This window comes from Sporacetigenium mesophilum DSM 16796 (assembly GCF_059569055.1).
The window spans coordinates 19953-45455 of sequence record NZ_JCANUR010000016.1; the positions used below are offsets into that span (position 1 = coordinate 19953).

Here is a 25503-nt window from a genome sequence, read left to right on the forward strand (position 1 = left end):
TATCTATGTCTTTTTTGCTAAAATGCCCAGTTACCATCTTTAAATATATCTATACTTGCTCCATCATAAGTTTCCCCTATTATATTCATATCAGAAGAACCTACCATGAAGTCTACGTGAGTCAAACTATCGTTAACTCCACTAGCTTCCTTTTCTTCTTTACTCATATTAACTCCATTTTCTATACATCCAAGGTAAGCAGAACCTATAGCTAGGTGACAAGATGCATTTTCATCATAAAGAGTATTATAGAAAACTATATTAGTATCTGAAATAGGAGATTTAAATGGGACTAAAGCTACTTCTCCTAAATAATGAGAACCTTCATCTGTATCTATTAAATTTGCCAAAGTTTCATATCCCTTTTCGGCAGTAAATTCAACTATCTTTCCATCTTTAAAGGTTAGAGTAAAGTTATCTATAGTATTTCCACCGTATATAAGAGGTTTAGTACTTGAAACTATACCATTAACACCAAATTTTGAAGGCATAGAGAATATTTCTTCAGTGGGTATATTTGCAATGAAATCTATACCATTAGGGTCTTGAGAAGCTCCACCGCTCCATATATGATCTTTAGGTAACTCTATAGTTAAATCTGTTTTAGGTGATTTAAAATATAATTTTTTAAATTTCTTTTCATTTAAGAAATTCATTCTATTTTTCAAATCATCGGTATGTTTTTTCCATGATTCTACAGGGTCTTCTTGATCTACTCTTGTTACTTTAAATATAGCATCCCATAATTTTTGAGTTCTTTCTTCCTCAGAAAACCCAGGAAAAATTTTAGCTGACCATTCTTTAGTTGGAACAGAAACTATACTCCATCTACACTTATCAGCTGATACATATTCTCTCCATTTTTTTCTTGCTATACCAGAAGATTTTTGAGCATTAGCTACTCTTTTAGGGTCTACATCTTTTAATAAATCTGGATTTTGAGCATATATACTTAAAAATGCTGCACCTTCTTCAGCCATATCTTCATATCCTTTAGCTAGCCACATAGGATATTCATTAAAGACCTCATCAGGAGCATTTAAATATTTTATTAAGGTGCATTCTTCGTCTGACCATTCTATATGTACATTTTTTGCCCCACATTCATATGCTTTTTTTGCTATCTTTCTAACGAAAGGTGCAGTTTCTATAGGTGCATTTATAACAAGTGTTTGCATTGGTTGAATATTTACGCCAATTTTTACTGCAAGTTCGGCATATTTCTCTAAATTTTTCTCTAAAACCATTTACATACCTCCTTAAATATTATTAAAAATAATATAACATTAATTAAATTTAATGTCATAAAAAATATACATTTTTTGGAATATAATTATGTATTTAATATTGTTTTATAAAATAAAAAGGTAGCTAAAAAGCTACCTTAATGCCATGTATTATAATAGATTACTTACCAGAGCCTATACCTTGTTCTTTAAGTTTTTTAAGCATATCTTCAGTCATCTTGTCTAAATCATACTCATATTTAAAGCCCCATTCGTTTATAGCAGCAGATGGGTCTATTGAGTTAGGCCATGAGTCAGCTATAGTTTGTCTTACAGGGTCTACATTGTATCTCATTTCAAATTCAGGCATAAATTTCTTTATTGATGCTGCTATTTCATCAGGCTCAAAACTCATCGCAGTTATATTAAATGCATTTCTGTGTATTAGTTTTTTAGGATCAGCTTCCATTAAATCTACTATAGCTTGTAGTGCATCAGGCATATACATCATGTCCATTTTTGTGCCTTGAGCTATGAAAGATTCATAACTTTTATTTTTAAGTGCTTCATAGTATATATCTACTGCATAGTCAGTTGTACCACCACCAGGAGGTGTTACATAAGATATAAGACCTGGGAATCTAACCCCTCTTGTATCTAAACCAAATTTATTAAAGTAGTAATCACATAATAATTCTCCAGCAACTTTAGTTACACCATACATAGTATTAGGTCTTTGTATAGTATCTTGAGGAGTAAGATCCTTTGGAGAGTTAGGACCAAATGCAGCTATAGAACTTGGTGTAAAGAATTGAGCGTTAATTTCTTTAGCAACTTCTAATGCATTTACAAGTCCCCCCATATTTAACTGCCAAGCAAATAAAGGATTTCTTTCACCTACAGCTGATAGCAATGATGCTAGATGAATAATAGAATCTACGTTATATTTTTTAGCTAAACTTCCCATTCTATCCATATCTTGAACATCTAGTATTTCAAAAGGTCCACTATCTGCAACTATATTATTTTCTAATTTTCTTATATCTGTAGCTATAACATTATCATTACCGTATTCTTTTCTTAATTTCATTGTTAATTCAGAGCCGATTTGGCCAAGAGATCCGGTTACAAGTATTTTTTTCATGATAATATCCTCCTAAGTTTAATATTATTTTATAATGTCTAATTCTTTGCCAACCTTTTCATAAATAGATAATGCTTTATCTAACATTTCTTTAGTGTGCGCTGCTGTCGGCATATTTCTAACTCTACCAGTTCCTTGAGGAACAGTAGGAAATACTATTGCCTTAGCATAAACGCCTTCTTCATATAATCTCTTACTAAACAATTGAGTTTTAGATTCATCACCTATTATACAAGGAGTTATAGGTGTTTCACTGTTTCCTATATTAAATCCTAATTTTTTAAGACCTTCTTTTAGGTAGTTACCATTTTCCCAAACTTTTTTTACTAATTCATCACTTTCAATTAGAATATTTATAGCCTCTGTGGCAGCTGCAGCAGCTCCTGGAGTCAATGAAGTAGAGAATAAGAATGGTCTACCTCTAACTTTTAACCAATCGATAAGCTTTTGAGAACCTGCTACATATCCACCCACAGCTCCTATAGCTTTAGATAAAGTTCCTATTTGAAAATCTATTTTATCTGATAATCCAAAATGTTTAGCTGTACCAGCACCTTTTCCTGTTACTCCTGATCCATGAGCATCATCTACATATGTAATTAGATTAAATTCTTCAGCTATTTCAACGATTTCAGGAAGCTTAGCTATGTCTCCATCCATTGAAAATACACCGTCTGTTATTATCATTACCTTTTTATATTGTCCACTTTCTACTGCTTCTTTAGCTTTAGCTCTTAAGTCATCCATGTCTGAATGTTTATATCTTATTACCTTTGCTCTAGACAATCTAGAACCATCTATTATAGAAGCGTGATTTAATTCATCAGATAATATTGCGTCATTTTTATCCATAACAGCTTGAATAGCCCCCATATTACAGTTAAATCCGGATTGGAAAGCGATAGCTGCTTCAGTACCTTTAAACTCAGCTATTTTCTTTTCTAAAATATCATGTATATCTAGTGTTCCATTTATTGTTCTAACAGCGCCAGCACCAGCACCATATTTTTGAGTAGCTTCGATAGTAGCCTTTTTCAATCTATCATCACTAGCTAAACCTAGATAGTTGTTTGAAGATAGATTTATAAGTTCCTTATCATTTATATGTATTGTAGGTCCATTAGGTCCCTGTAAAGGCTCTATTGTATTGTAAAGACCCTTGTCTCTTAAGTCATTTAAATTTTCATCTAAAAATAACTCTAAGGCATTATGTTTAGAATTTGAATTATTAGCCATTGTAATCACTCCTTTTAGAATTAATTATCTATTATAGAATTACCCACATTAATAAATAATAAACATTTTTCAAAATTTATTTAATTTTTTGTCAAAATATAGGGCATCTAAAAATAAGGCAGCTAAAATGCTACCTTATTTAAGTTATTCAGCGAAGCTAACTTCTGAATTTATGCCTTTTTCTTTTAGTTTTTGCAACATGTCTTCTGTCATCTTGGCTAAATCATAACTAACTTTAAATCCCCATTCAACCATAGCGCAAGTCGGATCTATTGAATTAGGCCAAGAATCGGCTATAGATTGTCTAATAGGATCTACATTATATGTTATCTCAAAATCTGGTATATGTTTTTTTATTTCATCTGATATATCTTTAGGCGTAAAATTCATAGCGGTGATATTAAATGCATTTCTATGTACTAGCTTACTAGGGTCATACTCCATTAAGTCTATTATAGATTGTAGGGCATCAGGCATATACATCATATCCATCTTTGTATCTGGAGCTATATAACATTCATAATTTTTGTTTTTAAGTGCCTCATAGTATATATCTACTGCATAATCAGTTGTTCCACCACCAGGAGGTGTCATATAAGATATAAGGCCTGGAAATCTAACTCCTCTTGCATCTACACCAAACTTACTAAAATAATAATCGCACAATAGCTCTCCAGCAACTTTAGTTATACCATACATGGTATTAGGTCTTTGTATAGAATCTTGAGGGGTATAATCTTTAGGAGAATTAGTGCCAAATGCAGCTATAGAACTTGGAGTAAAGAATTTACAGTTAAGTTCCCTAGATACTTCAAGAGCATTAACAAGTCCACCCATATTTAAATCCCAAGTATGAAGAGGTTTTTGTTCACCTACAGCTGACAATAAAGATGCTAGATGTATAATAGTATCTACTTTATATTTATTAGCTATATTGCCCATTGACTTAATATCTGCAACATCTAATATTTCAAAAGGTCCACTGTTTACAATAGCATTATCCTCATGCATTCTTATGTTTGTAGCTATAACATTATCTTTACCATATTCATTTCTTAATTTTATTGTTAACTCAGATCCAATTTGACCAAGTGCACCAGTTATAAGTATTTTCTTCATATTACTAATCCCCCCGCTAAAATAAAAATAAGTCCTTTAGGTATATTGTAAGTTTCCTAAACGATAATTGTAAATAATAATCGTAGTCGAAAATCTTCTATATTTATACAAATAAGTTAATAAAAATTTATAAGAATACATACTATAAGGACAGGATACAAACTATGATATTAATTTTAATTAATGAGTATTGACAATTAGGTTTAGAAATATTAATATTAAAGCTAATTTGAAAAATTCTAGACATAAAGGGGGTTAAGATAAGATGCTTATAGACCAAAATAAAACTCCGTTATTCGATGCATTAAAATCTTATCATGAGAGAAATGTTATACCTTTTGATGTGCCAGGGCACAAACACGGAAGTGGATTAAAAGAGTTTGGAAACTATGTAGGAAATACTGTTTTAGAAATAGATGTTAACTCTATGAAATGTTTAGATAACCTTAGTAACCCTATAAGTGTTATAAAGGAAGCAGAAACTTTAATGGCCAACGCATATGGGGCTGACCATGCATTCTTTTTAGTAAACGGGACTTCATCAGGGGTTCAGGCTATGATAATGGCTATGTGCAAGCCTGGTGATAAAATAATAATACCTAGAAATGTTCATAAATCAGCTATAAATGCCATTATACTTTGTGGTGCGATACCTGTTTATGTTCAACCAGAAGTAGATTACAACTTAGGAATAAGTATGGGAGTTTCAGTTGAAAAAATAGAAAAAGCTATAGCAGAAAACTCAGATGCAAAAGCTGTATTTCTTATAAATCCCACTTACTATGGAGCAACTTCTGACCTGAAAAAGATAATAAAAAGAGCTCATAATCATGGGTTAGCTGTACTAGTAGATGAAGCACATGGTGCGCACTTTGGTTTCCATAAGGAAATACCTAGAGGGGCTATGAGTCTTGGAGCGGATATGGCAGCTGTCAGTGTACACAAAACAGGTGGGTCATTAACTCAAAGCTCAGTTCTTTTATTAAATGAAGGTCTTGTAGACAAAACTCATGTTAGAACTACATTAAATTTAACACAGACAACAAGCGCATCTTATCTTCTTATGTCTAGTTTGGACGTGGCTAGAAAAGCCCTTGCAACAGAGGGAGATAAGATTATAGATAGAGTTTTAAATTTATCAAGAAAAGCTAGGGAAGAAATAAATAAAATAGATGGATTATATGCTTTTGGAAAAGAGTTAATAGGAAATCCTGGTGTATATGATTTTGACGAAACAAAATTAAGTGTTTGCGTAAAAGGTTTAGGCCTTACAGGATTTAAAGTATATGATATATTAAGGGATGAATATAACATACAATTAGAACTAGGAGATGTATGTAATATATTAGCAATAATAAGTGTCGGAGATACTGAGGAAAGTATAATTGAATTAATTAAGGCTCTACAAGATATAGCTATTAAATATAAGACTAAACCTATAGAATTTGAAAATATAGCTTTAGAGAATCCTGAAATAGTAGTAAGCCCAAGAGATGCCTTTTATACAAGGAAAAAGGTAATAAAACTTGATGACGCAGAAGGACAAATAAGTGGAGAGTCAATAATGGCTTATCCTCCAGGAATACCAATAGTAACCCCAGGAGAAAGAATAAATAAAGAAATAATAAACTATATAAAATTCTTAAAAACACAACATAGTATGTTGTCAGATACAGAAGATCCAGATGTTGAAACTATAAAAGTATTAGGGATGTAGGCATAAAGGAATAAAGTTATATAACTTTATTCCTTTATTTTTGGAAAAACCCTTGACAAATTTTCAAAAAACATTATATTTAATATGTAGAAACTTTTAGTTTACCAAAATGAAACACATTAAATAACTATTAGTTTACTAAAATGAAACAAAATAAATTTCAAATAAAAGCCTTTGTTTAAAAACATTATAGGGCTTATTATTTTGTTTAATAACTCAAAAGTGGAAAATAATACAATAGTTAATTTTATAATATTTCAGATAATAAAGATAATAAGACATATTATGTAACAAATAAATTTTATATAAATGTAAAGGAGATTATAAAAATGAAAATAGAACAATTAGGAAGACATATATTAGTTGAGTTTTATAACTGTGATAAAGATATATTAAACAATCATACATTAGTAGAAAAGTATATGGTAGAAGCAGCTGAAGCATCTAAAGCTACAGTTGTTGAAAGTGTATTTCACATGTTTAATCCATGGGGAGTAAGTGGAGCTGTTATAATACAAGAATCTCACTTAACGATACACACTTGGCCAGAATATGGATATGCTTCAGTAGATTTATTTACTTGTGGAGATACAGTAAATCCATGGGATGCTTTTGATTATCTAGAAAGAACACTAAAAGCTGAGAGAAGTGAAACTACAGAAGTTGCTAGAGGTATAGTTGATAAAGTTAAGAGATTTTCTGGGGTACAAGAAGATGTAGTTGTATGCCATAAACCAATAATAAACGAGTAATAATAAATAATATATAAAAAAATAACCAATAATATATACAGTAATTATAAACCAATGTATAAACTAATGAACGGAGGAATTTTTGATGGAATTATGGTACACAGAAGAGTGGACAGAAAATGTTAGATTTTCTTCAAAGGTTAAAGAAACTTTATTTTCTGGACAAAGTGACTTTCAAAAAGTAGATGTAATAGATACAGTAGAATTCGGAAAAATGCTTACGTTAGATGGGCTTGTTATGGTTAATGAAAAAGATGAATTTGTATATCACGATATGATTTCTCATATAGCTATGGCAACTAACCCACAAATAAAGAATGTATTAGTTATAGGTGGCGGCGATGGCGGTACTGTAAGAGAAATAACTAGATATTCTACAGTAGAAAAAATAGATATGGTAGAAATAGATGAAATGGTTGTTAGAGTATCTCAAAAGTATCTACCTATAACAGCTGAAAAATTAGAAGACCCAAGAGTTAATTTATACTTTGAAGATGGTATAGAATTTGTCAAGGGAAAAGAAAATATGTACGACCTAATATTAGTAGACTCAACTGATCCAATAGGACCTGGAGAAGGACTATTTACAACAGAATTCTATACAAATTGTTTTAAGGCATTAACAGAAAACGGAATACTAGTTAACCAAAACGAAAGTCCTTATTTTGCTCATAATGCTAGAGAAATGAGAAGAGCTCATAATAAAATAAAAAATATATTCCCTATATCAAAAGTATATCAATGCCATATACCAACTTATCCATCAGGGCATTGGTTATTTGGATTTGCATCTAAGAAACTAGATCCTATAAAAGATTTAGATGCTAGCAAGTGGAATTCATTAGGAATAAAAACTAAGTACTACAATACAGATTTACACGTAGGATGTTTTGCATTACCAAGCTATGTTAGGGAGATGCTAGAAAATGAAGCTGAATAAAAACGTATCTACTTTTATAGGTTTTGATAATGAATATAATGAATCTGAGATAGTAGTATTTGGAGCACCATTTGATGGAACAACATCATTTAGACCAGGAACTAGATTTGCTCCAAACATAATGAGAAATGAATCATATGGACTTGAAACTTACAGCCCATATTTAGATAAAGATTTAGAAGACATAAATGTATTTGATGCAGGTGATTTAGACTTTCCATTTGGAAATCCTCAAAAGGTTCTAGATGAGATATATGGTTTCACTAAGAATATAGTAGAAGATGGTAAAAAGCCTGTTATGATAGGAGGAGAACACTTAGTTTCATATTCTCCGATAAAAGCAATATATGAAAAATATCCAGACTTACACATAATACATTTTGATGCTCATACAGATTTAAGAGAAAACTATATGGGAGAAAAATTATCTCATGCAGCAGTAATAAAAATGGCTTGGGATCTTTTAGGAGATGGAAAGATATATCAATTTGGAATAAGATCTGGAGAAAAAGTAGAGTTTGAATGGGCAAAACAACATACTAAACTTACAAAGTTTTCTTGTGAAGGCTTAAAGGAAGCCGCTAAAGAACTAAAAGATAAACCAGTATATATAACTATAGATTTAGATATTTTAGATCCATCTATATTCCCGGGGACAGGAACAATAGAACCTGGAGGAATAACATTCAAAGAAATGATGGATGCTATAAATGATATAAAAGACTTAAATATAGTCGGGGCAGATGTAGTAGAACTATCCCCTCATTATGATCCAAGCGGGACTTCAACTGCTGTAGCGTGTAAAGTGCTTAGGGAGTTAGTCTTAGCTATAGATAAGTAAAAAACGGGATAATAATCCCGTTTTTTTAATGAAGATTTTTAATAAAATCAATTATAACTTGGTTAAGGGGGCTAAGTATGGATATATATGATGCAATTTTTTATAGAAGATCTATAAAAAAATACTCTAATAAAAGAATAAGTAAGGATTTAATGCAAGTGATAAAGGACATAACAGATAGTTTAGATAGCTTAGATAAAGATATAGATATACAAGCTCATATAATAGAGAGAGAAGATAAGATAAAAAGGAATAAAACATTTAGATTAAATGCCCCATATTATATACTTCTAACTTCAGAACAAAAAGAAGGATACTTGCAAAATACAGGATATACATTACAAAAGGTGTTATTAGAGTTAGTAACATTGGGATTAGGAACATGTTGGATAGGCTCGTCTTTTAATAAAAAAGATATAGCAGATAATATAGATATTAAAGAAGGACATATACCTGTTATTATGATGGCTTTTGGATATGCAGATAAAAATGAAAAATTATTTAGAAAAGATATAGAAGAATTTAAAAGAAGAAGTATAAAAGATATATGCAAGAAGGTTGATAGTAATTGGAATGATATATTAGAATCTGCTAGATTAGCTCCATCTTTTAAAAACTCACAACCGTGGTTTTTTTATCAAGGAAATGGATGTATAAATTTATATAGAAAAATAGGAATGCATAAAGGTAAATTAGAGTATATGAATAAAATCGATATAGGAATAGTATTAAGACATATTCATATATCAGGAGAGCATTATGGAAGAGAAATATATACAAAGAAACTTGGCTTAAAAGATAAATTAGCTAAATCCTATGAAATAAGTATAATACCTAAAACTTAATAGCTAAATGTTTCACGTATAACCTAAAAAATAAATTAATTTAAAACATTAGTGAATAAAGTGAATATAATAATTATATAATTTACTATGAATTATTGATATATATATTGGTAAATATAATAAAAGGAAATCTCTTTTTAGGAGGTTTGAATAAATGGACAACAAGTTAAAACAATTAAGTAATGGATTTAAATTATATTTATTAATATCTCTTATAGGTTATACTGCATTATCTCTCATAGTACTAACTTATATATATGTAATTCCTCTAGATTTTGACTCTATAAAAACTAATATATTCTTGACCTTAGGAGTAGTATCAGTACTAGGAATGACATCAGTAATAGGTATACTGTACTTTAGAAAATGGGGAGTATATTGGTTTATATTAGCACTTCTAATAACTAGTGCTATATCATTTATAGTAAAAGAGTTTCCTCAGATACTATTATATATTACACTAGTTGGAATACTTATGAGAAATATAAAACCTATATGGAGCGAATTTAAGTAAGCCCTATTATTATGGGGCTTATTTTTTTAGACATATAAAAACCTTATATACATATCATTCATTTAAGTATGTATATAAGGTATGTAAATTTATTTGCTATTTAAATTCATTTAATCTTTCTTTTCTATGTTCTTGCTTTTTTTCTAATCTTTGTAAATCTTTATTGTTTATATGGTCTTTATTGTTTTGTAAATATCCTTGTGCATATTCATATCTTTTTTGAACACTTTCATATTCACTTGGAGCAGTATTGTGTTCTCCATATGCAATTAAATTTTTAAGATTTTCTATTTCTGACTCTCTATTGTGTTGTACTTCTTTAGCTCTTTGCAAAGACTCTGGAGAACTTATATTAGAATACTGCTCTAAATGTCTTTCAGTTCTAGTATGTTTATCAACTAAATTAACTAAGTGAGCTACTCTCCTGGAGTTTTCGTTTTGAGTAAATGAGTTTTTATTGTTCATAAGAAAATCCTCCTTTTATATTAGTAAGTCTTAACTTAGACTCAATAATATTATTGCACTTAAAGAGGATATGAATTCTTTATAATCTTTACCAACTAATATAGTACTGAAATATATTAGTTGGCAAAGATTATCCTTGGTCTGGTGTTGGCGGAGTATAAACTCTTTGAGCTAATTCTTGATCTAGCATCAACAAACCAGCAGGATTATTATTTAATAATCTTAACTTTTTAACAATTTTATCCATGCTTTCTTCTTCTTCTGCTTGTTCATTTACAAACCATTGTAAAAAGGCTGATGTAGTGTGGTCTCTTTCGTCTATAGCTATATCTAATATTTCGTGAATAGATTTAGTTATGAATTTTTCGTGGCCTAGAGCTAGTTCAAATATCTCAAGGGGACTTGAAAATTCAGACTGTGGCTTTTCTAAAGCTTCAAGAACTACTTTTCCTCCAGCTCTACCTATATAATTAAATATCTTATATGCATGGTCTCTTTCTTCTCTTGCTTGAGCATTAAAGAAATTTGCAAAACCATCTAGATTATTATCTAAGAAATATGCTTCCATAGATATGTAAAAATATTCAGAAAAAAATTCTTTTTGAACTTGGTCATTTAAAGCACTTATCATTTTTTCACTTGCCATAAAAAACACCTCCATATAATATTAAATACCATAAGAATACTTAATCATATCCTATATATTATATTATTAAGTATCGATAATAATTTATTACCTATAAATTATTAAATTTAAACATATCAAATTAAAACTAATAGAATATAAAATAAAAAACTAATAAAACTATATAGTAAATATAAAAAGCAATATGATATAATACTTAAATTGATGTTATTACATAGGAGGTAAGAAATGTTATTATTAGCGGACAAATGGAAGCAATATGAACTTATAGATACAGGAGATGGAGAAAAGTTAGAACGTTGGGGTGATTATGTATTAAGAAGACCAGACCCTCAAATAGCATGGCCTTTGGAAGAAGAATGGAATTTATGGAAAAATCCACATGGACATTACCATAGAAGTAGTAAAGGCGGAGGAGAATGGGAACACAAAAAGAAATATCCTCAGCAATGGACTATAGATTATAATGAATTAAAGTTCCATATAAAGCCTACTGGTTTTAAGCATACTGGATTATTTCCAGAACAAGCAGCTAACTGGGATTGGATGATAGAAAAAATAAAAAAGTCAGGTAGACCGATAAAAGTGTTAAATTTATTTGCATATACTGGTGGAGCTACTGTAGCTTGTGCCTATGCAGGTGCAGAAGAAGTGTGCCATGTGGATGCATCTAAAGGTATGGTAAATTGGGCCAAAGAAAATATAGAATTATCAGAACTTCAAGATAAAAAAGTTCGTTTTATTGTAGATGATGTATTTAAGTTTGTACAAAGAGAAATTAGAAGAGGAAAGAAGTATGATGCTATAATAATGGATCCTCCTTCTTATGGGAGAGGACCTAAAGGTGAAATATGGCAAATAGAAGAAAAGCTTCATGAGTTTATTGAACTATGTATGAATATTTTATCAGATGACCCGTTATTTTTCTTGATAAATTCATATACAACAGGTTTTTCACCTATAGTTTTAGAAAATTTATTAACTATGTCTGTAGGTAAAAGGTATACTCACGGGAAAGTATACGGTGGAGAACTAGGCATACCTATAAGCAAATCGAATATGGTGCTTCCTTGTGGTATATTTGGGAGATGGGAGTCTAAATAATGGTACATATTATATATGAAGACAACCATTTGCTAGTTGTTCAAAAACCTGTCAATGTACTATCTCAAGAGGATGAAACTAATGATAAAGATATGCTCACTATATTAAAGGAATATATAAAGGAAAAATATAATAAACCTGGAAATGTGTATCTAGGCCTTGTTCATAGACTAGATAGACCTGTTGGTGGAGTGATGATATTCGCCAAAACTTCTAAGGCAGCATCTAGATTATCTGAGCAGGTGAGAAATAAGACCTTTAAAAAAACTTATTTCGCAGTAATACACGGGAATATGAATAAAAAGGATACTTTAAAAGACTATTTATATAAAGATAGTAAAACTAACATAGTTACTGTAGTTAAAAAGGGATATCCAAATTCCAAGGATGCAGAATTGGATTATGAAATACTTGAATCAGAAGATAATTTAAGTTTAGTAAAAATCAATTTGAAAACAGGAAGATCTCATCAAATAAGGGTACAGTTTGCAAGTAGAGGACATGCTTTATATGGAGATCAGAAATATGGGAAAAATGTGAATAAGGTAGGGCAACAAATAGCTCTATGGTCTAATTCTATAGAAATAGTACATCCTATAACCAAAGAAAAACAAATATTCAAGTCAATTCCACCAGATGAATATCCTTGGAATTTATTTAACATAAAATAAAGGCTAAAATTTTTAGCCTTTATTTTTTCTATAGGTCTCTGCTATTTTTAGTCCTGAATTTATATCTTTTTTATTTATAGATTCAATATATTTAATTATATCCCCAACATAAGGTATATTCTCTCCAAAATACTGAACTTCTAATTCTTCTCTAGCTTTATTGATAGAGCAAGACCCCTCTGAACACTTACCACAGCCTTTACATTGAGCAAGGACTTGTCCAAGTTTTTCTTGATAATGTTTATCCCTTGATATTACATTATATCTAAGAACTAATAATACTAACAATGCTATAATACCTAAATAAGCGACTATATTAATAGGATTTATAGCATAACCATATCCAGATGACCTTAAAGAATTATATAAGCCTAAGCTACCGAAAAATATAAATATTACAGATGCTAACATTTTCATAGTAGCCTCAGGTATTTTCTTACCTAATAATTTACCAACTATTATACCGATACCGCCTACTACAATCATTCCTGTTACAGTACCTAGTAATGTAAACAATGGATATTGAGCTGTAGCCCCTAATGTCATAGCTGTAAGTTGAGTTTTATCTCCTAGTTCTCCTATAAAGAATGCAAGCGCCACAGTTACAACAGGTCCATAGTTACCTTTCGTTTCATTTTCTTCATCTTCTTCAGCCTCAAATTTTAGAGACCATAATCCAAAAAATATAAATAAGAAGGCTGCGAATATTTGAATAATACCTATAGGTATGAATTTGGTTAAAAGACTTCCTAAAACTATAGCTAAGCCATGATTTGCTGCAGAACCTATAGCTATACCAGTTATAACACTAGACATTTTATATTTTGAGCCAAATGCTAAGGCTAAAAACTGAGTTTTGTCTCCCATTTCTGCAATGAATATCAAAGCAAATGCAGTTAAAAAAGATTGTAACAATAGGTACACCTCCATAAATAAAATACACATAAATAAATATATCATATGTATATAAATAAAATTGTAGATTTTTGTTAAAAAGATATAAATTTATTTATAATATATAATAGATATTAATAACGATGAGATAAAAAGGAGCTCTTATGACATATTACAATGGATTTTTTATAAATGAACCTATGGGAAATAATGAATTTTCATATTATGAAAGAAAAAATAAAAGTATATATGTACCACCATTATTAGAAGGTGACCTGAATGATGTTTGTATAGGTGATAATATCGTTTTTAGCGAAATTGAAGATAATAAAGAAATAAATGCTATAGGATTAAAGAACATAGTTAAATATAAGCTAGGAACAAAGGATATATATATATTTGATAATCACAATCATGCATTTTATTTTTGGATAATTAGCTTACAAAATGGAAAATTTAATAAGGGATGTAAGTTAGTACATATAGATCAACATAAAGATATGAGAGAGCCTGAAGACTATACCGTAGACATTAACGATATTAAAAATGTTTTTAGATATACTAATTATGTTTTAAACGTTGGGAATTTTATAAAACCTGCGTTATATCATAATATATTTTCTGACGTTGTAATAATAGATAGCTCATATGGATTTACAATTGATGTTAAAGATGATTACGTACTAGATATAGATTTGGATATATTCTCCAGAGATATGGATTATATTGATTATAATATAAAAATAAATAAAATAAGAAATTATATAAATAATACTAATGTTATAACGATAGCTACAAGCCCATTCTTTATAAATCAAAACTATGCTATAAAAGTGTTAAAAGATATGTTTAATTATGGTATAATATAGAGGTTAATGAAATACTAAGGAGGAAAAAAATGAACTTATATACAAAATGGAGAAATTTAAGCGAAAATCATGGACAACATGAAGAAGAAGTGAAATTCTGGGAAGATTATCTAAGAAAAGAAATGGAAATATACAACGAAATATTAAATAATAAAACAGAAGTTGTAGAAGGTAAAGTATCAGAATTAGCAGCTAAACACAATATATCAGTTGAATATTTCATGGGATTTATAGATGGTATTAGTGAAAGCTTAAAAAATGAAGTAAACTTAGAAGAAATAGAAGAAGATACTAATATAAAGCTAGATATAGATTGGGAAAAGCTATACTACAACATGGTTCAAGTAGAAGCTCATTGGTTATATAATTTAGATGGATGGAAAGATATATTACCAGAAGACTTAAGAAACCAAATTGAAAAAACTTATAAATCTTCTAAAACTGTAGTTAGAGAAGATAAAATAGGAAGAAATGATCCATGCCCATGTGCAAGTGGAAAAAAATATAAAAAGTGTTGTGGAAAGTAAGGATTATAAATGTTTATACTTAAATATATAGATGAAGATGATAATCTTTCTACAAAAGAATTTGATACTTTAAGTGATTTAAAGGATTATGTTAAAAATAATAAATTTGAAAATATATGGCATCAAGTAGAAGAGATAAAAAAGGTAATTCCGAATTTAAAAGCAGAATAATAAAAGGTTCCTAGAAAAAATCTAGGAACCTTTTATTATTTATTTCTATATAGACTAGATAACTCACTTGCTAATTGTGCTGCAACTATTGCATTATTATAAACTAGCTTTATATTAGACTCTAAGCTCTTACCTGATGTTGTAGTTTTTACCTTGTCCAGTAAGAAAGGAGTAACTTTTTTTCCAGATATATTATTTTCTGCTGCCTCAGCTAAAGCATTCTTTATAGCTGTATTTATAAGATTATAATCCATTTCATATTCTTTTGGAATTGGATTTCCTACAACAACTCCTCCTTTTAAATTTAAGTCCCATTTTGATTTTAGCGCAATTGCCAGTTCTTTTGCAGAGTCTACTCTGTAGTCAACCTTAAATCCACTTTGTCTAGTATAAAAAGCCGGGAATTCATCTGTTTTATATCCTACAACAGGAACACCATTAGTTTCTAAATATTCTAATGTAAGGCCTATATCTAGTATAGACTTAGCTCCTGCACAAACAACAGCCACATTAGTATTAGCAAGCTCTAATAAATCTGATGATATATCAAATGTTTGCTGTGCCCCTCTATGGACACCTCCTATACCACCTGTAGCAAATATCTTAATGCCGGCAAGAGATGCTATTATCATAGTAGATGCAACTGTAGTAGCGCCAGTTAACTTTTTTGATATTATAAAAGGTAAGTCTCTTCTGCTAGCTTTTACAACATTATTACTGTTAGCTAATAGCTCTATTTCTTCATCGGTAAGTCCTACTTTTAATTTTCCATCTATTATAGCTATAGTGGCGGGTATAGCTCCGTTATCCCTAATTAGTTTGCTAACTGTTTTTGCCATTTCTATGTTTTGAGGATAAGGCATTCCATGCGATATTATAGTTGACTCCAAAGCTACCACAGGTTCACCTGATCTTAAGGCTTTTTTAACCTCTTCGTGTATTTCTAAATAATTTTCTAACATAATGTCATCTCCTTTAGTAAATTTTCAATATTTTCAACAGACATATTTGGATTTATAGTATTTTTGTGCGATAGGGCAAGTAACGATGCTTCTGTAGAAAATCTAGCATTTTGTTCTAAATTAAAATTATTCACATACTCTATAGAATTTTATACATATAAAATATAGGTATAAGCTCTATGATAGCAATAGTGCTTAGTTCGTTATATTATACTCACTATAAGAGGAACATTATTTTTTCTTGAACATAAAATATATTAATACTATTTGATATAAGGGAGGACAATTATGAGAGTAGGAGACATGGTAGTTAGAAAGTCCCATAATAAGGATATAGTTTTTAGAATAGTAGGGTTTGTTGAAGATGACTCAAGAAAAAAAATGGCTTTATTAAAAGGGGTAGCTCTTAGAATAATAGCAGATTCCTATATTGATGATTTAGAAAGAATAGAGGAATATGATATTCATAGGTATATAATAGACCGAGAAGTTGAGAGTTTGCTTTATAAGGTATTAAGAGATATGAAGGAAAAGGAAAAAAAGTATTATAGACAGACTAATACTAATGCAACAAATACCTATGGAAGACCAGGAAAGGTACTTCATTTAGATGGAGATAGCGAATATCTCAAAATATGTTTAGAAGTATACTCTAAACTAGGAATACCAGCAGTAGGAAAGGCTATATCAGAAGAAAATCAATATAAGGAAATAAGAGCTCTTCTTGAAGAGCATAATCCAGATATATTAGTTATAACTGGACATGACTCAATATTAAACAGTAAGGGCGATTTAAAAGATGTAGGTAACTATAGAAACACTACTAACTTTATAAAGGCAGTAAAAGAAGCAAGAAAATATGAACCTAGTTTAGATAATTTGGTTATATTTGCTGGAGCTTGTCAATCTAATTACGAAGAGATATTAAAATGCGGAGCAAACTTTGCAAGTTCGCCTCACAGAATAATGATCCATGCATTAGATCCAGTTTTTATAGTAGAGAAAATAGCATGTTCTAGAATAGATAAAGTAGTTCCTTTGGAAGAAGTATTTGAACATACTATAACAGGAACTAAAGGTGTCGGTGGTCTAGAGACAAAGGGTAAATATAGACTAGCGATGCCCAAGTCTATATACAATTAATGGAAAATGATAAAAAAATATATAAAAGCATATAATTTTAAAAAGTATAGTATTGACTTTTATAAAAAAAATATATAAAATATTTAGTTTATATTTGACAAATAACGATAAATGTGATATTATGTAAACATCAAAGGATTAAAGAAGGTGATCAAATGGCCACTGTACAAACCCTAAACAAAATAAGACAAAACTTAGAGAAATATTTAGGTAAACACATATTGCTTAAGGCAAATAAGGGAAGAAAGCAGATAATAACTAGAAAAGGTATTCTTGAAAAAGTATATCCTAGCGTCTTTGTTATAAAAGTAGATGATGAAAATGGATGCACTAGACTATCTTATAGTTATTCAGACTTATTGACATCTAATGTGAAACTCCAAGTATTTAAAAATCAAGATAAATTAAATGTAAGCTAAAAAATTACACCTATTAAAAATAGGTGTAATTTTTTTTGCATTTTATAAATATAAATATAATGTGATAAATTATATATTTTTAACAGGGGGGAAAACATATGGATTTAATAAAAGACATAATCAAAGTAGATAATAGAGTCGATTTTGGTAGATTCCAAACATTTATTGAGGCAGAAGTTGTAGTTCCGGATAAGAAAGATGATGTATATGACATAATAAAAACTGAAGGATACATATCTCTAAAAAAACAAGAAGTTTTAGATGGAAAGATAATATTAAGAGGTAGCTTCAATTATAACGTTATATACTTAAGTGAAGATAAAAAAACTGTATCTAATGTAGAAGGTAGAATAGACTTAAATGAGGTAGTTGAAAAAGATAATATAATAGCTGAAATGGAAAATATGTTAAAAGCAGAGGTTGAGCATATAGATTGTAATATAGTAAATGAGAGAAAAATAAGAGTAGGAGCTTTGGTAAATGTAAAAGGAAGCCTATTTGAAAAATCAAGAATAGACATAGTAAAAGATATCGCTCAAGTAGAAGATATACAAAAACATAGAAAAGAAGTTCAATATGAAGATATAGTTGGAATAGAGAAATCAGAAAGTGTTATAAGAGACACTGTTTCTATAAATAATCAAGAAATAGAAAGTTTAGTATCATTAAGCCCGAAGGTAAGATTAAAAGAAACTAGAGTTTCAGACAATAAGGTTATAGTAGGTGGAACATTAGAAATAAATCCGGTTGCATACACATATGAGGGAGAATTAGTAGAGTTAGACAGATTTGGACTAGATTTTACTCAATTTATAGAGGTGCCAGGGGCTTCTGAAGGCATGAGAGAAGAAGCTATGGTTGAAATAGTAGACTTTATGTACACATTAAAACAAAATGAGGAAAACACAGCTAGTTTATTAGAAATAGATGCAACGTTAAGATCTAAGGTTAAAGTTTGTGAAGATGTATCAAGAGAAGTACTACAAGATGCATATTGTCCATATAGAAACTTAAAATTTGAAAATAGAAATGTAGAATTAAATAAAATAGTTGACGGTGGAGTAGAGTACTTTAATATAAGAGAAACTATAAGAAATAGTAATGAAGACATACAAATAAAAGATATAGTTAATGTAGATGCTAATATATTCTTAGAAAATAGTTCTTTAATAGAAGGTAAAAATACTGTAGAGGGAATCGTTAAAGTAGATTTATTATATACTCCAGTAGAAGGATTAAGACCTGTTTATAAGTTAACTGAGGAGATTCCATTTAAGCATACTATAGACTTACCACAAGATAAGGATACTATGAGTTCATATAGTACAGTAGAAGTTGATAGAGTTGAGTATGATTTAAATAGAGATCAAATAGATATAAGCATAAAAGCTAAAAGATATACTGAAGTATTAGATAGAGTTAAGGATACTTTTATAGTTAAAGGTGAAGACCATGGAGTAATAGATATGTCTTTAAGACCAAGTATAACTATATATATAGCAAAAGATGGAGATAAAATATGGGATGTTGCTAAGAGATATAACACTACAATAGACGAAATAATAGAAGTAAATGAGTTAAAGAAAGAAGATGGATTAAGAGAAGGTCAGTGTTTAATAATAGAAAAAAAGGTAGTATGTGAACTTTAAAACAAATTTTATAAAAAATAGGGTTTAGTAGCCCTATTTTTTTTTATTTTGTAGTATAATATAAATGTTATACGTTATACAAAATACAAGGAGGAACATATGGCCTGTATAAATTTGAAGAGTAGAGCTAAAATCAACTTATCTATAGATGTATTAGGAAAAAGAAATGATGGATACCATATAGTTGAAATGATTATGCAAACGATAGATTTATATGATTATATAGAGATAAGTGAAAGAGATGATAATAAGATAAACATAAAAAGTAACAATGTAAATATACCTTTAAATGAGGATAATATAGTTTATAAGGCTTCAAATCTAATAAAAGGAAAGTTCAATATAAATAAAGGGTTAGATATATATATACAAAAAAATATACCTGTAGCAGCAGGTATGGCAGGTGGAAGTTCTAATGCTGCTGCTATTTTAGTTGGATTAAATGAAATGTGGAATTTAAATATAAGCGAGCAAGATCTTATGGATATAGGCCTCAAATTAGGAGCAGATGTCCCGTTTTGTATAAATGGAGGAGCCTCATTAGCACAAGGCATAGGAGAAAAGCTTACAAAGATAAACTGTTTAAATGGGACATACATCCTTGTATGTAAACCTGATATATTTGTATCTACAGCAGAAGTATATAAAAATTTAGATATGAATAAGGTGCCTAAGAGACCTAATAATAAATTTTTAATAAATTGTTTAGAAAATCAAGAAATTAAAGTATTAGCTGAAAATATGGTAAATGTATTAGAAAGTGTTACATCTAATAATTATGAAGATATAAATAAGATAAAAAATATAATGATTGAATATGGCGCATTAGGATCTATGATGAGTGGTAGTGGACCAACTGTCTTTGGATTATTTGATGAATATGAAAAGGCAATTAAGGCAAGTGAGTACCTAAAAAAACAATATAATCAGACATATTTGGTAGGAAGCAGTGAGAGGGGTGTTGAATTTGAAAGATAGTTTAGAAAAATTAAATTTAGATGATTACAAGCCATTAAGGGATATAGTATTTGAAAATTTAAGAGAAGCTATATTAGAAGGAAGATTAGAACCAGGCCAAAGGCTTATGGAAGTTCAATTGGCTGAACAGCTAGGGGTAAGTAGAACTCCAGTGAGAGAAGCTATAAGAAAGTTAGAATTAGAAGGTCTAGTTATTATGCTTCCTAGAAAAGGCGCTTATGTTGCAAATGTGTCTTTGAAAGACATAATAGATGTACTAGAGATAAGAGCATCATTAGAAGGGTTAGCTGCCTTTCTTGCAGCAGAAAGAATAAGTGATGAAGAAATAGTAAAGTTAAAGAAAATAGCTGAAGAATTTAAGCAAAGCTTTATAAATAATGAAGATATAGAAGTACAATTAAAAAAAGATATCGAGTTTCATGAATGTATATTTAATGCAACTAACAATAAAAAGTTAGTTCAATTAATAAATTCTATATGGGAACAAGTTCATAGATTTAGAGTAACATATCTATCTGATATTGATATGTCGTTAAGGATAATAGAAGAACATCAAAGGATATTAGATGCAATATCAAATAGAGACTCTGAATTAGCTCAAAAATGTGCTATAGAACATATAGAAATAGCAGAAAGTTTTATGATGGATAAAGCTGGGAAAAGCGGTATTATATAAAAAGCCTTGTGTAAATCACAAGGCTTTTTTTATTTTATAAAAATATTGCACATAAAACATTTATAAATGGGAAAAATAAGTTTAAAAAAAACATTTTTAAATATGTATAAATAAAAAATAAATGGGAATAATTCAAATGTAAATAATAAATCGGGGGGATAAAAAAATGAAAATAAGAAAGAAGTTAGTAATGTTGTTTACTCTACTGTTGATAATAATAGGTAGTACAACTGTTTATATAAAAGGTGAAATGAAAAAGGTAGATAATACAGTTCCTGTATTTAAAGAAAAGCTAATAAGATTCCATGTTATAGCTAATAGCGATTCTGACGAAGACCAAAAATTAAAGCTTAAGGTTAGAGATGAAATCATAGCATATTTAGATCCTATGTTAGATAAATCAAAAAGTATAGAACAAAGCGAACAAATAATAAATGAAAATAAAGATAAAATAGTAGAAATTTCAAGCAAGGTAATTAAAGAAAATGGATATAAATATGATGTAAAAGCTGAATTAGGATATAGTAATTTTCCAACAAAACAATATTCAAATATAGTTTTACCAGCAGGAAATTATAAAGCTTTAAAAGTAGTGATAGGAGAAGGCAAAGGCAAAAACTGGTGGTGTGTCATGTTTCCGCCATTATGTTTTGTAGATATAGATAATGGTATAACAAGTGAAAAAACAGAAGATAATCTAAAAAAAGTATTAAGTGAAAAAGAATACAATATGATAGCAGAACAAGGAAAAACGAACATAGAAGATATAGAGTTAAAGTTTAAAATAATAGAAGTTATTCAAAATATAAAAGACAATAAATCATCATTTGCTAGGAATTAAATAAATTAGGGTTATAAGGAGGAAAAATATGCGGTCATTTATTTTAAAAACTATATTAATACTTACTATGGTGTTAATTGTTAGCTTTTCATTTAACATAACTTATGCATATGACTTAGATTTTAATATAAATTATTATGAAAAAGAAATAAATAAAGAAGAAATAAGAGACAAAACAAATAGAGGGCAAATAAAAAGAGAACAAATAAATACAGGACAAATAAATACAGAATCAGAAGCCAAAGAAGTAATCAGTTTTAGTAACGATGATTTATATTTATTATCAAAGCTTATAACGGGTGAAGCAAGAGGAGAGTCATATGAAGGCCAATTAGCTGTGGCAGCTGTTGTAATAAATAGGGTACAAGATCCTAGATTTCCAAAAACCATAAAAGATGTAATATATCAGCCTAAAGCTTTTTCAGCAGTATCAGATGGACAAATAAATTTAACACCAACAGATACATCAATAAAAGCTGCTAGGGAAGCTTTAGAAGGTCAAGATCCTACTAAAGGAGCTATATTTTATTGGAATCCAGATATAGCAACTTGTAATTGGATAAAGACACTAGAACCCCATGAAAGAATAGGTAATCACGTATTTGCAAAATAAAAGTCATACAAGAATAACAATGAGGAGTGCAATTTGCTCCTTTATTTTTTTGTCGTAATCAACTATAATCATTTAAGTAACTATTTGCATATAATAATACTCATAGTAATAAATATATGAAAAAATTATTATTAGAAAGAAGGGTAAGTTATGATGAAATTAAATATAGGATTAATATTTGGCGGAAAATCTGGAGAACATGAAGTATCTCTTGCATCATCATCATCAATATATAAGTTTATGGATAAAGAGAAATATAACATATATACTATAGGAATAACTAAAGAAGGCAGATGGCTTTACTATGAGGGAATTCCAGAAAATATACAAAATGGAAAATGGATAGAAACCGCTCGCGAAAATGTAGAAATAAACTTGATACCTGTTGGAAATAAAGAAATAGGATTAAGATTCGAAGATGGGAAAATTGTAAAAATAGATGTGTTATTCCCAGTTTTACATGGACCTTATGGAGAAGATGGAACTATTCAAGGCCTATTTGAAATAAGTGGAATACCTTATGTTGGATGTGGAGTTTTAGCATCTAGTGTAGGTATGGATAAGTTAATATGTAAAAAGGTATTTTCTCAAGCAAACCTTCCACAAGTAGAGTATACTTATACTACAAAGTGGGAATTTAATAAAAATAAAGACGAAGAGATAAATAAAATAGAATCAATCTTAAGCTACCCAATATTTGTAAAACCTGCAAATTTAGGGTCTAGTGTAGGAATATCTAAGGTTAACAATAAAGAAGAACTTATAAAGGGAATAGAAGATGCACTAAGATACGATAAAAGAATAGTATTAGAGCAAGGCGTAAATGCTAAGGAAATTGAAGTTTCAGTTTTAGGAAACGAGGAAGTTTATGCATCTATACCAGGAGAAATAGTTCCAGCTAAAGAGTTTTATGATTATGAAGATAAATATATTAATGGTGCATCTAAGATAATAATACCAGCACCTGTAGACGAAGATATTCTGGGTAAAATAAGAGAAATGGCTATAGAAGCTTTTAAATCAATAGATGGTTCTGGACTTTCTAGAGTAGACTTCTTTGTAGAAAAAAATACAAATGAAATATATATAAATGAAATAAATACAATGCCAGGCTTTACAAATATAAGTATGTATCCAAAAATGTGGGAATCTACGAATTTACCATATTCTAAGCTTATAGATAAACTTATAGAACTAGCTATAGAAAATAGCGAAGAAAAGAAATTAAGAGGTGTATAGACATTGATAAATAATCCTATAGGCGTATTTGATTCAGGTTTAGGTGGATTGACTGTTTTAAAAGAAATAATGGATATTTTACCTAATGAAAATATAATTTATTTCGGAGATACAGCTAGAGTTCCGTATGGACCTAGATCAAAAGAAACAGTTATAAAGTATACATTTCAAGCTATAAACTTTCTCTTAACAAAGAATGTAAAGGCTATAGTTATAGCTTGTAATACAGCGACAGCTACAAGTTTGGTTATAGCACAACAGCATTATAATATGCCTATTGTTGGGGTTATAGAAGCTGGAGCTAGAACAGCAGTTGAAATGACAAAAAACAATAAGGTAGGAGTAATAGGTACTGAGGGAACTATAAATTCAAAGGCATATGAACAAGAAATTTGCAAATTAGATAATTCTATAGAGATATTAGGAAAATCATGTCCTCTATTTGTACCTATAGCAGAGGAAGGGTGGTCTGATACTGAAGTAGCATATTTGACAGCAAAGAGATATTTGCAAGACTTAAAAGATTCAAATATAGATTCGTTAGTATTAGGATGTACACATTACCCACTACTTATAAACACCATATCCAAGGTTATGGGGGATAATGTTACTTTAGTAAATCCAGCAAGAGAAACAGCTAAGGATTTAAAGAATATATTATCACATGGGAATTTATTGAGGGAAGAAGAGACTAAACCATACTATAGCTATTATGTTTCTGATGCTCCAGATAAGTTTTCATATATCGGTCAAGGTTTCCTGAACAAACATATAGAAAATATAGATCAAATAGAAATACAGAAATATTAATTTTTGAATATAAACTTTAGATTAAGTAAAATCTGAAGTTTATATTTAGTTTTTGAGGTGATATTATGAAAAAAGTTATTGTTAAGATTAAATCTGAACAGATAAATGAAAATGGCGAAAAAGATATAATGGAGTTTATAAGTGAAGGTAAACTATATAATAAAAACAATAATATATATGTAACTTATGAAGAGTCAGAAATAACGGGAATGGAAAATACTACTACAACGATAAAAGTACAAGATGATGAAGTTACTATAAAAAGGTTTGGCAAAAATAATTCTACAATGGTATTTGGCAAAGATAAAAGATATATTGTTAAATATGAAACTACACAAGGAATTTTCAATATGGAAATAATAACAAGTGACATAAATATAAGTATAAATGAAGAAAATAAAATAAATATATATGTAAATTACAAAATAAAAATAGATGGTTTATTTGAAGGAAAAAATACTATAAATATAAATGTAAAATAAGGTGATAATT

Annotated in this window: 30 protein-coding genes; 21 read left to right on the forward strand and 9 right to left on the reverse strand. The window is 29.3% G+C overall.

Annotated features, from left to right (window positions below; translation table 11 throughout):
- Positions 1-17: 17 nt before the first annotated feature.
- The 4 genes from BS62_RS11990 to BS62_RS12005 all read right to left on the reverse strand — a co-directional run bounded on the left by BS62_RS11990 (position 18) and on the right by BS62_RS12005 (position 4725).
- Positions 18-1247, reverse strand: a complete 1230-nt coding sequence (locus BS62_RS11990) for an aminopeptidase (RefSeq protein ID WP_496491516.1) — start codon at positions 1245-1247, stop codon at positions 18-20.
- A 160-nt stretch (positions 1248-1407) separates the two neighbouring features.
- Positions 1408-2370, reverse strand: coding sequence for an L-threonine 3-dehydrogenase (locus tag BS62_RS11995; RefSeq protein WP_496491517.1), 963 nt, complete (start codon positions 2368-2370; stop codon positions 1408-1410).
- Positions 2371-2394: 24 nt separating this feature from the next.
- Positions 2395-3606: a glycine C-acetyltransferase gene (locus tag BS62_RS12000; RefSeq protein WP_496491518.1), complete on the reverse strand. Its 1212-nt coding sequence runs from the start codon at positions 3604-3606 to the stop codon at positions 2395-2397.
- 144 nt (positions 3607-3750) lie between these two features.
- On the reverse strand, positions 3751-4725 hold the full coding sequence (locus tag BS62_RS12005) for an L-threonine 3-dehydrogenase (protein ID WP_496491519.1): 975 nt from the start codon (positions 4723-4725) through the stop codon (positions 3751-3753).
- 265 nt (positions 4726-4990) lie between these two features.
- Between BS62_RS12005 and BS62_RS12010 the strand changes: the two genes are divergently transcribed.
- From BS62_RS12010 to BS62_RS12035, 6 genes are all read left to right on the forward strand, one after another.
- Positions 4991-6442, forward strand: coding sequence for an aminotransferase class I/II-fold pyridoxal phosphate-dependent enzyme (locus BS62_RS12010; protein WP_496491520.1), 1452 nt, complete (start codon positions 4991-4993; stop codon positions 6440-6442).
- Positions 6443-6771: 329 nt separating this feature from the next.
- The gene (gene speD, locus BS62_RS12015; protein WP_496491521.1) at positions 6772-7194 is read left to right on the forward strand and encodes an adenosylmethionine decarboxylase; all 423 of its coding nucleotides are present in this window, start codon (positions 6772-6774) and stop codon (positions 7192-7194) included.
- An 85-nt stretch (positions 7195-7279) separates the two neighbouring features.
- Positions 7280-8134, forward strand: a complete 855-nt coding sequence (speE, locus tag BS62_RS12020) for a polyamine aminopropyltransferase (protein ID WP_496491522.1) — start codon at positions 7280-7282, stop codon at positions 8132-8134.
- Complete coding sequence (gene speB, locus BS62_RS12025; RefSeq protein ID WP_496491523.1) at positions 8121-8975, forward strand: agmatinase; 855 nt, start codon at positions 8121-8123, stop codon at positions 8973-8975. Before speE ends, speB begins: the two co-directional genes overlap by 14 nt.
- Positions 8976-9052: 77 nt before the next feature.
- Positions 9053-9820, forward strand: coding sequence for a nitroreductase family protein (locus tag BS62_RS12030; protein WP_496491524.1), 768 nt, complete (start codon positions 9053-9055; stop codon positions 9818-9820).
- Positions 9821-9974: 154 nt separating this feature from the next.
- Positions 9975-10334, forward strand: a complete 360-nt coding sequence (locus tag BS62_RS12035; RefSeq protein WP_496491525.1) for a hypothetical protein — start codon at positions 9975-9977, stop codon at positions 10332-10334.
- A gap of 96 nt (positions 10335-10430) precedes the next feature.
- Here the strand turns inward: BS62_RS12035 and BS62_RS12040 are convergent, their stop codons facing one another.
- Both BS62_RS12040 and BS62_RS12045 read right to left on the reverse strand, forming a co-directional pair.
- Complete coding sequence (locus BS62_RS12040; RefSeq protein ID WP_496491526.1) at positions 10431-10799, reverse strand: hypothetical protein; 369 nt, start codon at positions 10797-10799, stop codon at positions 10431-10433.
- A gap of 130 nt (positions 10800-10929) precedes the next feature.
- Positions 10930-11445: a ferritin gene (locus BS62_RS12045; RefSeq protein ID WP_496491527.1), complete on the reverse strand. Its 516-nt coding sequence runs from the start codon at positions 11443-11445 to the stop codon at positions 10930-10932.
- Between the two features lie 228 nt (positions 11446-11673).
- Here BS62_RS12045 and BS62_RS12050 point away from each other — a divergent pair, with 228 nt between their 5' ends.
- Positions 11674-12549 carry a class I SAM-dependent methyltransferase gene (locus tag BS62_RS12050; RefSeq protein WP_496491528.1) on the forward strand — a complete coding sequence of 292 codons (876 nt, stop codon included), beginning with the start codon at positions 11674-11676 and terminating at the stop codon, positions 12547-12549.
- The gene (locus tag BS62_RS12055; RefSeq protein ID WP_496491529.1) at positions 12549-13220 is read left to right on the forward strand and encodes an RluA family pseudouridine synthase; all 672 of its coding nucleotides are present in this window, start codon (positions 12549-12551) and stop codon (positions 13218-13220) included. Before BS62_RS12050 ends, BS62_RS12055 begins: the two co-directional genes overlap by 1 nt.
- A 12-nt stretch (positions 13221-13232) precedes the next feature.
- Here the strand turns inward: BS62_RS12055 and BS62_RS12060 are convergent, their stop codons facing one another.
- Positions 13233-14135, reverse strand: a complete 903-nt coding sequence (locus BS62_RS12060) for a TMEM165/GDT1 family protein (protein ID WP_496491530.1) — start codon at positions 14133-14135, stop codon at positions 13233-13235.
- A 143-nt stretch (positions 14136-14278) separates the two neighbouring features.
- Between BS62_RS12060 and BS62_RS12065 the strand changes: the two genes are divergently transcribed.
- Genes BS62_RS12065 through BS62_RS12075 form a run of 3 tightly spaced genes read left to right on the forward strand, consistent with a single transcriptional unit; the run spans position 14279 to position 15681 of the window.
- Positions 14279-14983, forward strand: a complete 705-nt coding sequence (locus BS62_RS12065) for a peptide arginase family protein (RefSeq protein ID WP_496491531.1) — start codon at positions 14279-14281, stop codon at positions 14981-14983.
- Between the two features lie 29 nt (positions 14984-15012).
- A complete protein-coding gene (locus BS62_RS12070; protein WP_496491532.1) occupies positions 15013-15510 on the forward strand; it encodes an SEC-C metal-binding domain-containing protein in 498 nt (165 codons plus the stop codon).
- A 9-nt stretch (positions 15511-15519) separates the two neighbouring features.
- Positions 15520-15681: a hypothetical protein gene (locus BS62_RS12075; RefSeq protein ID WP_496491533.1), complete on the forward strand. Its 162-nt coding sequence runs from the start codon at positions 15520-15522 to the stop codon at positions 15679-15681.
- A gap of 35 nt (positions 15682-15716) precedes the next feature.
- Here the strand turns inward: BS62_RS12075 and BS62_RS12080 are convergent, their stop codons facing one another.
- Both BS62_RS12080 and BS62_RS12085 read right to left on the reverse strand, forming a co-directional pair.
- Complete coding sequence (locus BS62_RS12080; protein WP_496491534.1) at positions 15717-16643, reverse strand: pseudouridine-5'-phosphate glycosidase; 927 nt, start codon at positions 16641-16643, stop codon at positions 15717-15719.
- Complete coding sequence (locus BS62_RS12085; RefSeq protein ID WP_496491535.1) at positions 16637-16777, reverse strand: hypothetical protein; 141 nt, start codon at positions 16775-16777, stop codon at positions 16637-16639. Before BS62_RS12085 ends, BS62_RS12080 begins: the two co-directional genes overlap by 7 nt.
- A 154-nt stretch (positions 16778-16931) precedes the next feature.
- Between BS62_RS12085 and yabG the strand changes: the two genes are divergently transcribed.
- From yabG to BS62_RS12135, 10 genes are all read left to right on the forward strand, one after another.
- Positions 16932-17786, forward strand: coding sequence for a sporulation peptidase YabG (yabG, locus tag BS62_RS12090; RefSeq protein ID WP_496491536.1), 855 nt, complete (start codon positions 16932-16934; stop codon positions 17784-17786).
- A 155-nt stretch (positions 17787-17941) separates the two neighbouring features.
- A complete protein-coding gene (locus BS62_RS12095) occupies positions 17942-18205 on the forward strand; it encodes a Veg family protein (RefSeq protein WP_496491537.1) in 264 nt (87 codons plus the stop codon).
- Positions 18206-18303: 98 nt separating this feature from the next.
- Positions 18304-19854 (forward strand): DUF3794 and LysM peptidoglycan-binding domain-containing protein, encoded by a 1551-nt coding sequence (locus BS62_RS12100; RefSeq protein ID WP_496491538.1) that lies wholly within the window; start codon positions 18304-18306, stop codon positions 19852-19854.
- 99 nt (positions 19855-19953) lie between these two features.
- Positions 19954-20832, forward strand: coding sequence for a 4-(cytidine 5'-diphospho)-2-C-methyl-D-erythritol kinase (gene ispE / locus BS62_RS12105; RefSeq protein ID WP_496491539.1), 879 nt, complete (start codon positions 19954-19956; stop codon positions 20830-20832).
- Positions 20822-21508, forward strand: coding sequence for a GntR family transcriptional regulator (locus BS62_RS12110; protein ID WP_496491540.1), 687 nt, complete (start codon positions 20822-20824; stop codon positions 21506-21508). Before ispE ends, BS62_RS12110 begins: the two co-directional genes overlap by 11 nt.
- 166 nt (positions 21509-21674) lie before the next feature.
- Positions 21675-22349 (forward strand): stage II sporulation protein R, encoded by a 675-nt coding sequence (gene spoIIR, locus BS62_RS12115; RefSeq protein ID WP_496491541.1) that lies wholly within the window; start codon positions 21675-21677, stop codon positions 22347-22349.
- Positions 22350-22377: 28 nt separating this feature from the next.
- Entirely contained in the window at positions 22378-22962 is a 585-nt protein-coding gene (locus BS62_RS12120) for a cell wall hydrolase (protein WP_496491542.1), read from the forward strand.
- Between the two features lie 150 nt (positions 22963-23112).
- On the forward strand, positions 23113-24201 hold the full coding sequence (locus BS62_RS12125) for a D-alanine--D-alanine ligase (RefSeq protein ID WP_496491543.1): 1089 nt from the start codon (positions 23113-23115) through the stop codon (positions 24199-24201).
- Between the two features lie 3 nt (positions 24202-24204).
- Positions 24205-25011, forward strand: coding sequence for a glutamate racemase (gene murI, locus BS62_RS12130; RefSeq protein ID WP_496491544.1), 807 nt, complete (start codon positions 24205-24207; stop codon positions 25009-25011).
- Between the two features lie 65 nt (positions 25012-25076).
- Positions 25077-25493: a YwiB family protein gene (locus BS62_RS12135; protein WP_496491545.1), complete on the forward strand. Its 417-nt coding sequence runs from the start codon at positions 25077-25079 to the stop codon at positions 25491-25493.
- The last annotated feature ends 10 nt before the right edge of the window (positions 25494-25503 follow it).

What these genes read in the sequence shown, in the direction of transcription:
- BS62_RS12125 (WP_496491543.1), top strand. Translation starts at nt 23,113, where the DNA reads ATGATGAAATTAAATATAGGATTAATATTTGGCGGAAAATCTGGAGAA.
- BS62_RS11990 (WP_496491516.1), bottom strand. Translation starts at nt 1,247, where the DNA reads ATGGTTTTAGAGAAAAATTTAGAGAAATATGCCGAACTTGCAGTAAAA.
- BS62_RS12035 (WP_496491525.1), top strand. Translation starts at nt 9,975, where the DNA reads ATGGACAACAAGTTAAAACAATTAAGTAATGGATTTAAATTATATTTA.
- BS62_RS12050 (WP_496491528.1), top strand. Translation starts at nt 11,674, where the DNA reads ATGTTATTATTAGCGGACAAATGGAAGCAATATGAACTTATAGATACA.
- speB (WP_496491523.1), top strand. Translation starts at nt 8,121, where the DNA reads ATGAAGCTGAATAAAAACGTATCTACTTTTATAGGTTTTGATAATGAA.
- BS62_RS12010 (WP_496491520.1), top strand. Translation starts at nt 4,991, where the DNA reads ATGCTTATAGACCAAAATAAAACTCCGTTATTCGATGCATTAAAATCT.
- BS62_RS12080 (WP_496491534.1), bottom strand. Translation starts at nt 16,643, where the DNA reads ATGTTAGAAAATTATTTAGAAATACACGAAGAGGTTAAAAAAGCCTTA.
- BS62_RS12055 (WP_496491529.1), top strand. Translation starts at nt 12,549, where the DNA reads ATGGTACATATTATATATGAAGACAACCATTTGCTAGTTGTTCAAAAA.
- BS62_RS12095 (WP_496491537.1), top strand. Translation starts at nt 17,942, where the DNA reads ATGGCCACTGTACAAACCCTAAACAAAATAAGACAAAACTTAGAGAAA.
- BS62_RS12070 (WP_496491532.1), top strand. Translation starts at nt 15,013, where the DNA reads ATGAACTTATATACAAAATGGAGAAATTTAAGCGAAAATCATGGACAA.
- ispE (WP_496491539.1), top strand. Translation starts at nt 19,954, where the DNA reads ATGGCCTGTATAAATTTGAAGAGTAGAGCTAAAATCAACTTATCTATA.
- speE (WP_496491522.1), top strand. Translation starts at nt 7,280, where the DNA reads ATGGAATTATGGTACACAGAAGAGTGGACAGAAAATGTTAGATTTTCT.
- BS62_RS12040 (WP_496491526.1), bottom strand. Translation starts at nt 10,799, where the DNA reads ATGAACAATAAAAACTCATTTACTCAAAACGAAAACTCCAGGAGAGTA.
- BS62_RS12000 (WP_496491518.1), bottom strand. Translation starts at nt 3,606, where the DNA reads ATGGCTAATAATTCAAATTCTAAACATAATGCCTTAGAGTTATTTTTA.
- BS62_RS12075 (WP_496491533.1), top strand. Translation starts at nt 15,520, where the DNA reads ATGTTTATACTTAAATATATAGATGAAGATGATAATCTTTCTACAAAA.
- yabG (WP_496491536.1), top strand. Translation starts at nt 16,932, where the DNA reads ATGAGAGTAGGAGACATGGTAGTTAGAAAGTCCCATAATAAGGATATA.
- BS62_RS12065 (WP_496491531.1), top strand. Translation starts at nt 14,279, where the DNA reads ATGACATATTACAATGGATTTTTTATAAATGAACCTATGGGAAATAAT.
- BS62_RS12030 (WP_496491524.1), top strand. Translation starts at nt 9,053, where the DNA reads ATGGATATATATGATGCAATTTTTTATAGAAGATCTATAAAAAAATAC.
- BS62_RS12005 (WP_496491519.1), bottom strand. Translation starts at nt 4,725, where the DNA reads ATGAAGAAAATACTTATAACTGGTGCACTTGGTCAAATTGGATCTGAG.
- BS62_RS12120 (WP_496491542.1), top strand. Translation starts at nt 22,378, where the DNA reads ATGCGGTCATTTATTTTAAAAACTATATTAATACTTACTATGGTGTTA.
- spoIIR (WP_496491541.1), top strand. Translation starts at nt 21,675, where the DNA reads ATGAAAATAAGAAAGAAGTTAGTAATGTTGTTTACTCTACTGTTGATA.
- BS62_RS12100 (WP_496491538.1), top strand. Translation starts at nt 18,304, where the DNA reads ATGGATTTAATAAAAGACATAATCAAAGTAGATAATAGAGTCGATTTT.
- BS62_RS11995 (WP_496491517.1), bottom strand. Translation starts at nt 2,370, where the DNA reads ATGAAAAAAATACTTGTAACCGGATCTCTTGGCCAAATCGGCTCTGAA.
- speD (WP_496491521.1), top strand. Translation starts at nt 6,772, where the DNA reads ATGAAAATAGAACAATTAGGAAGACATATATTAGTTGAGTTTTATAAC.
- BS62_RS12135 (WP_496491545.1), top strand. Translation starts at nt 25,077, where the DNA reads ATGAAAAAAGTTATTGTTAAGATTAAATCTGAACAGATAAATGAAAAT.
- BS62_RS12045 (WP_496491527.1), bottom strand. Translation starts at nt 11,445, where the DNA reads ATGGCAAGTGAAAAAATGATAAGTGCTTTAAATGACCAAGTTCAAAAA.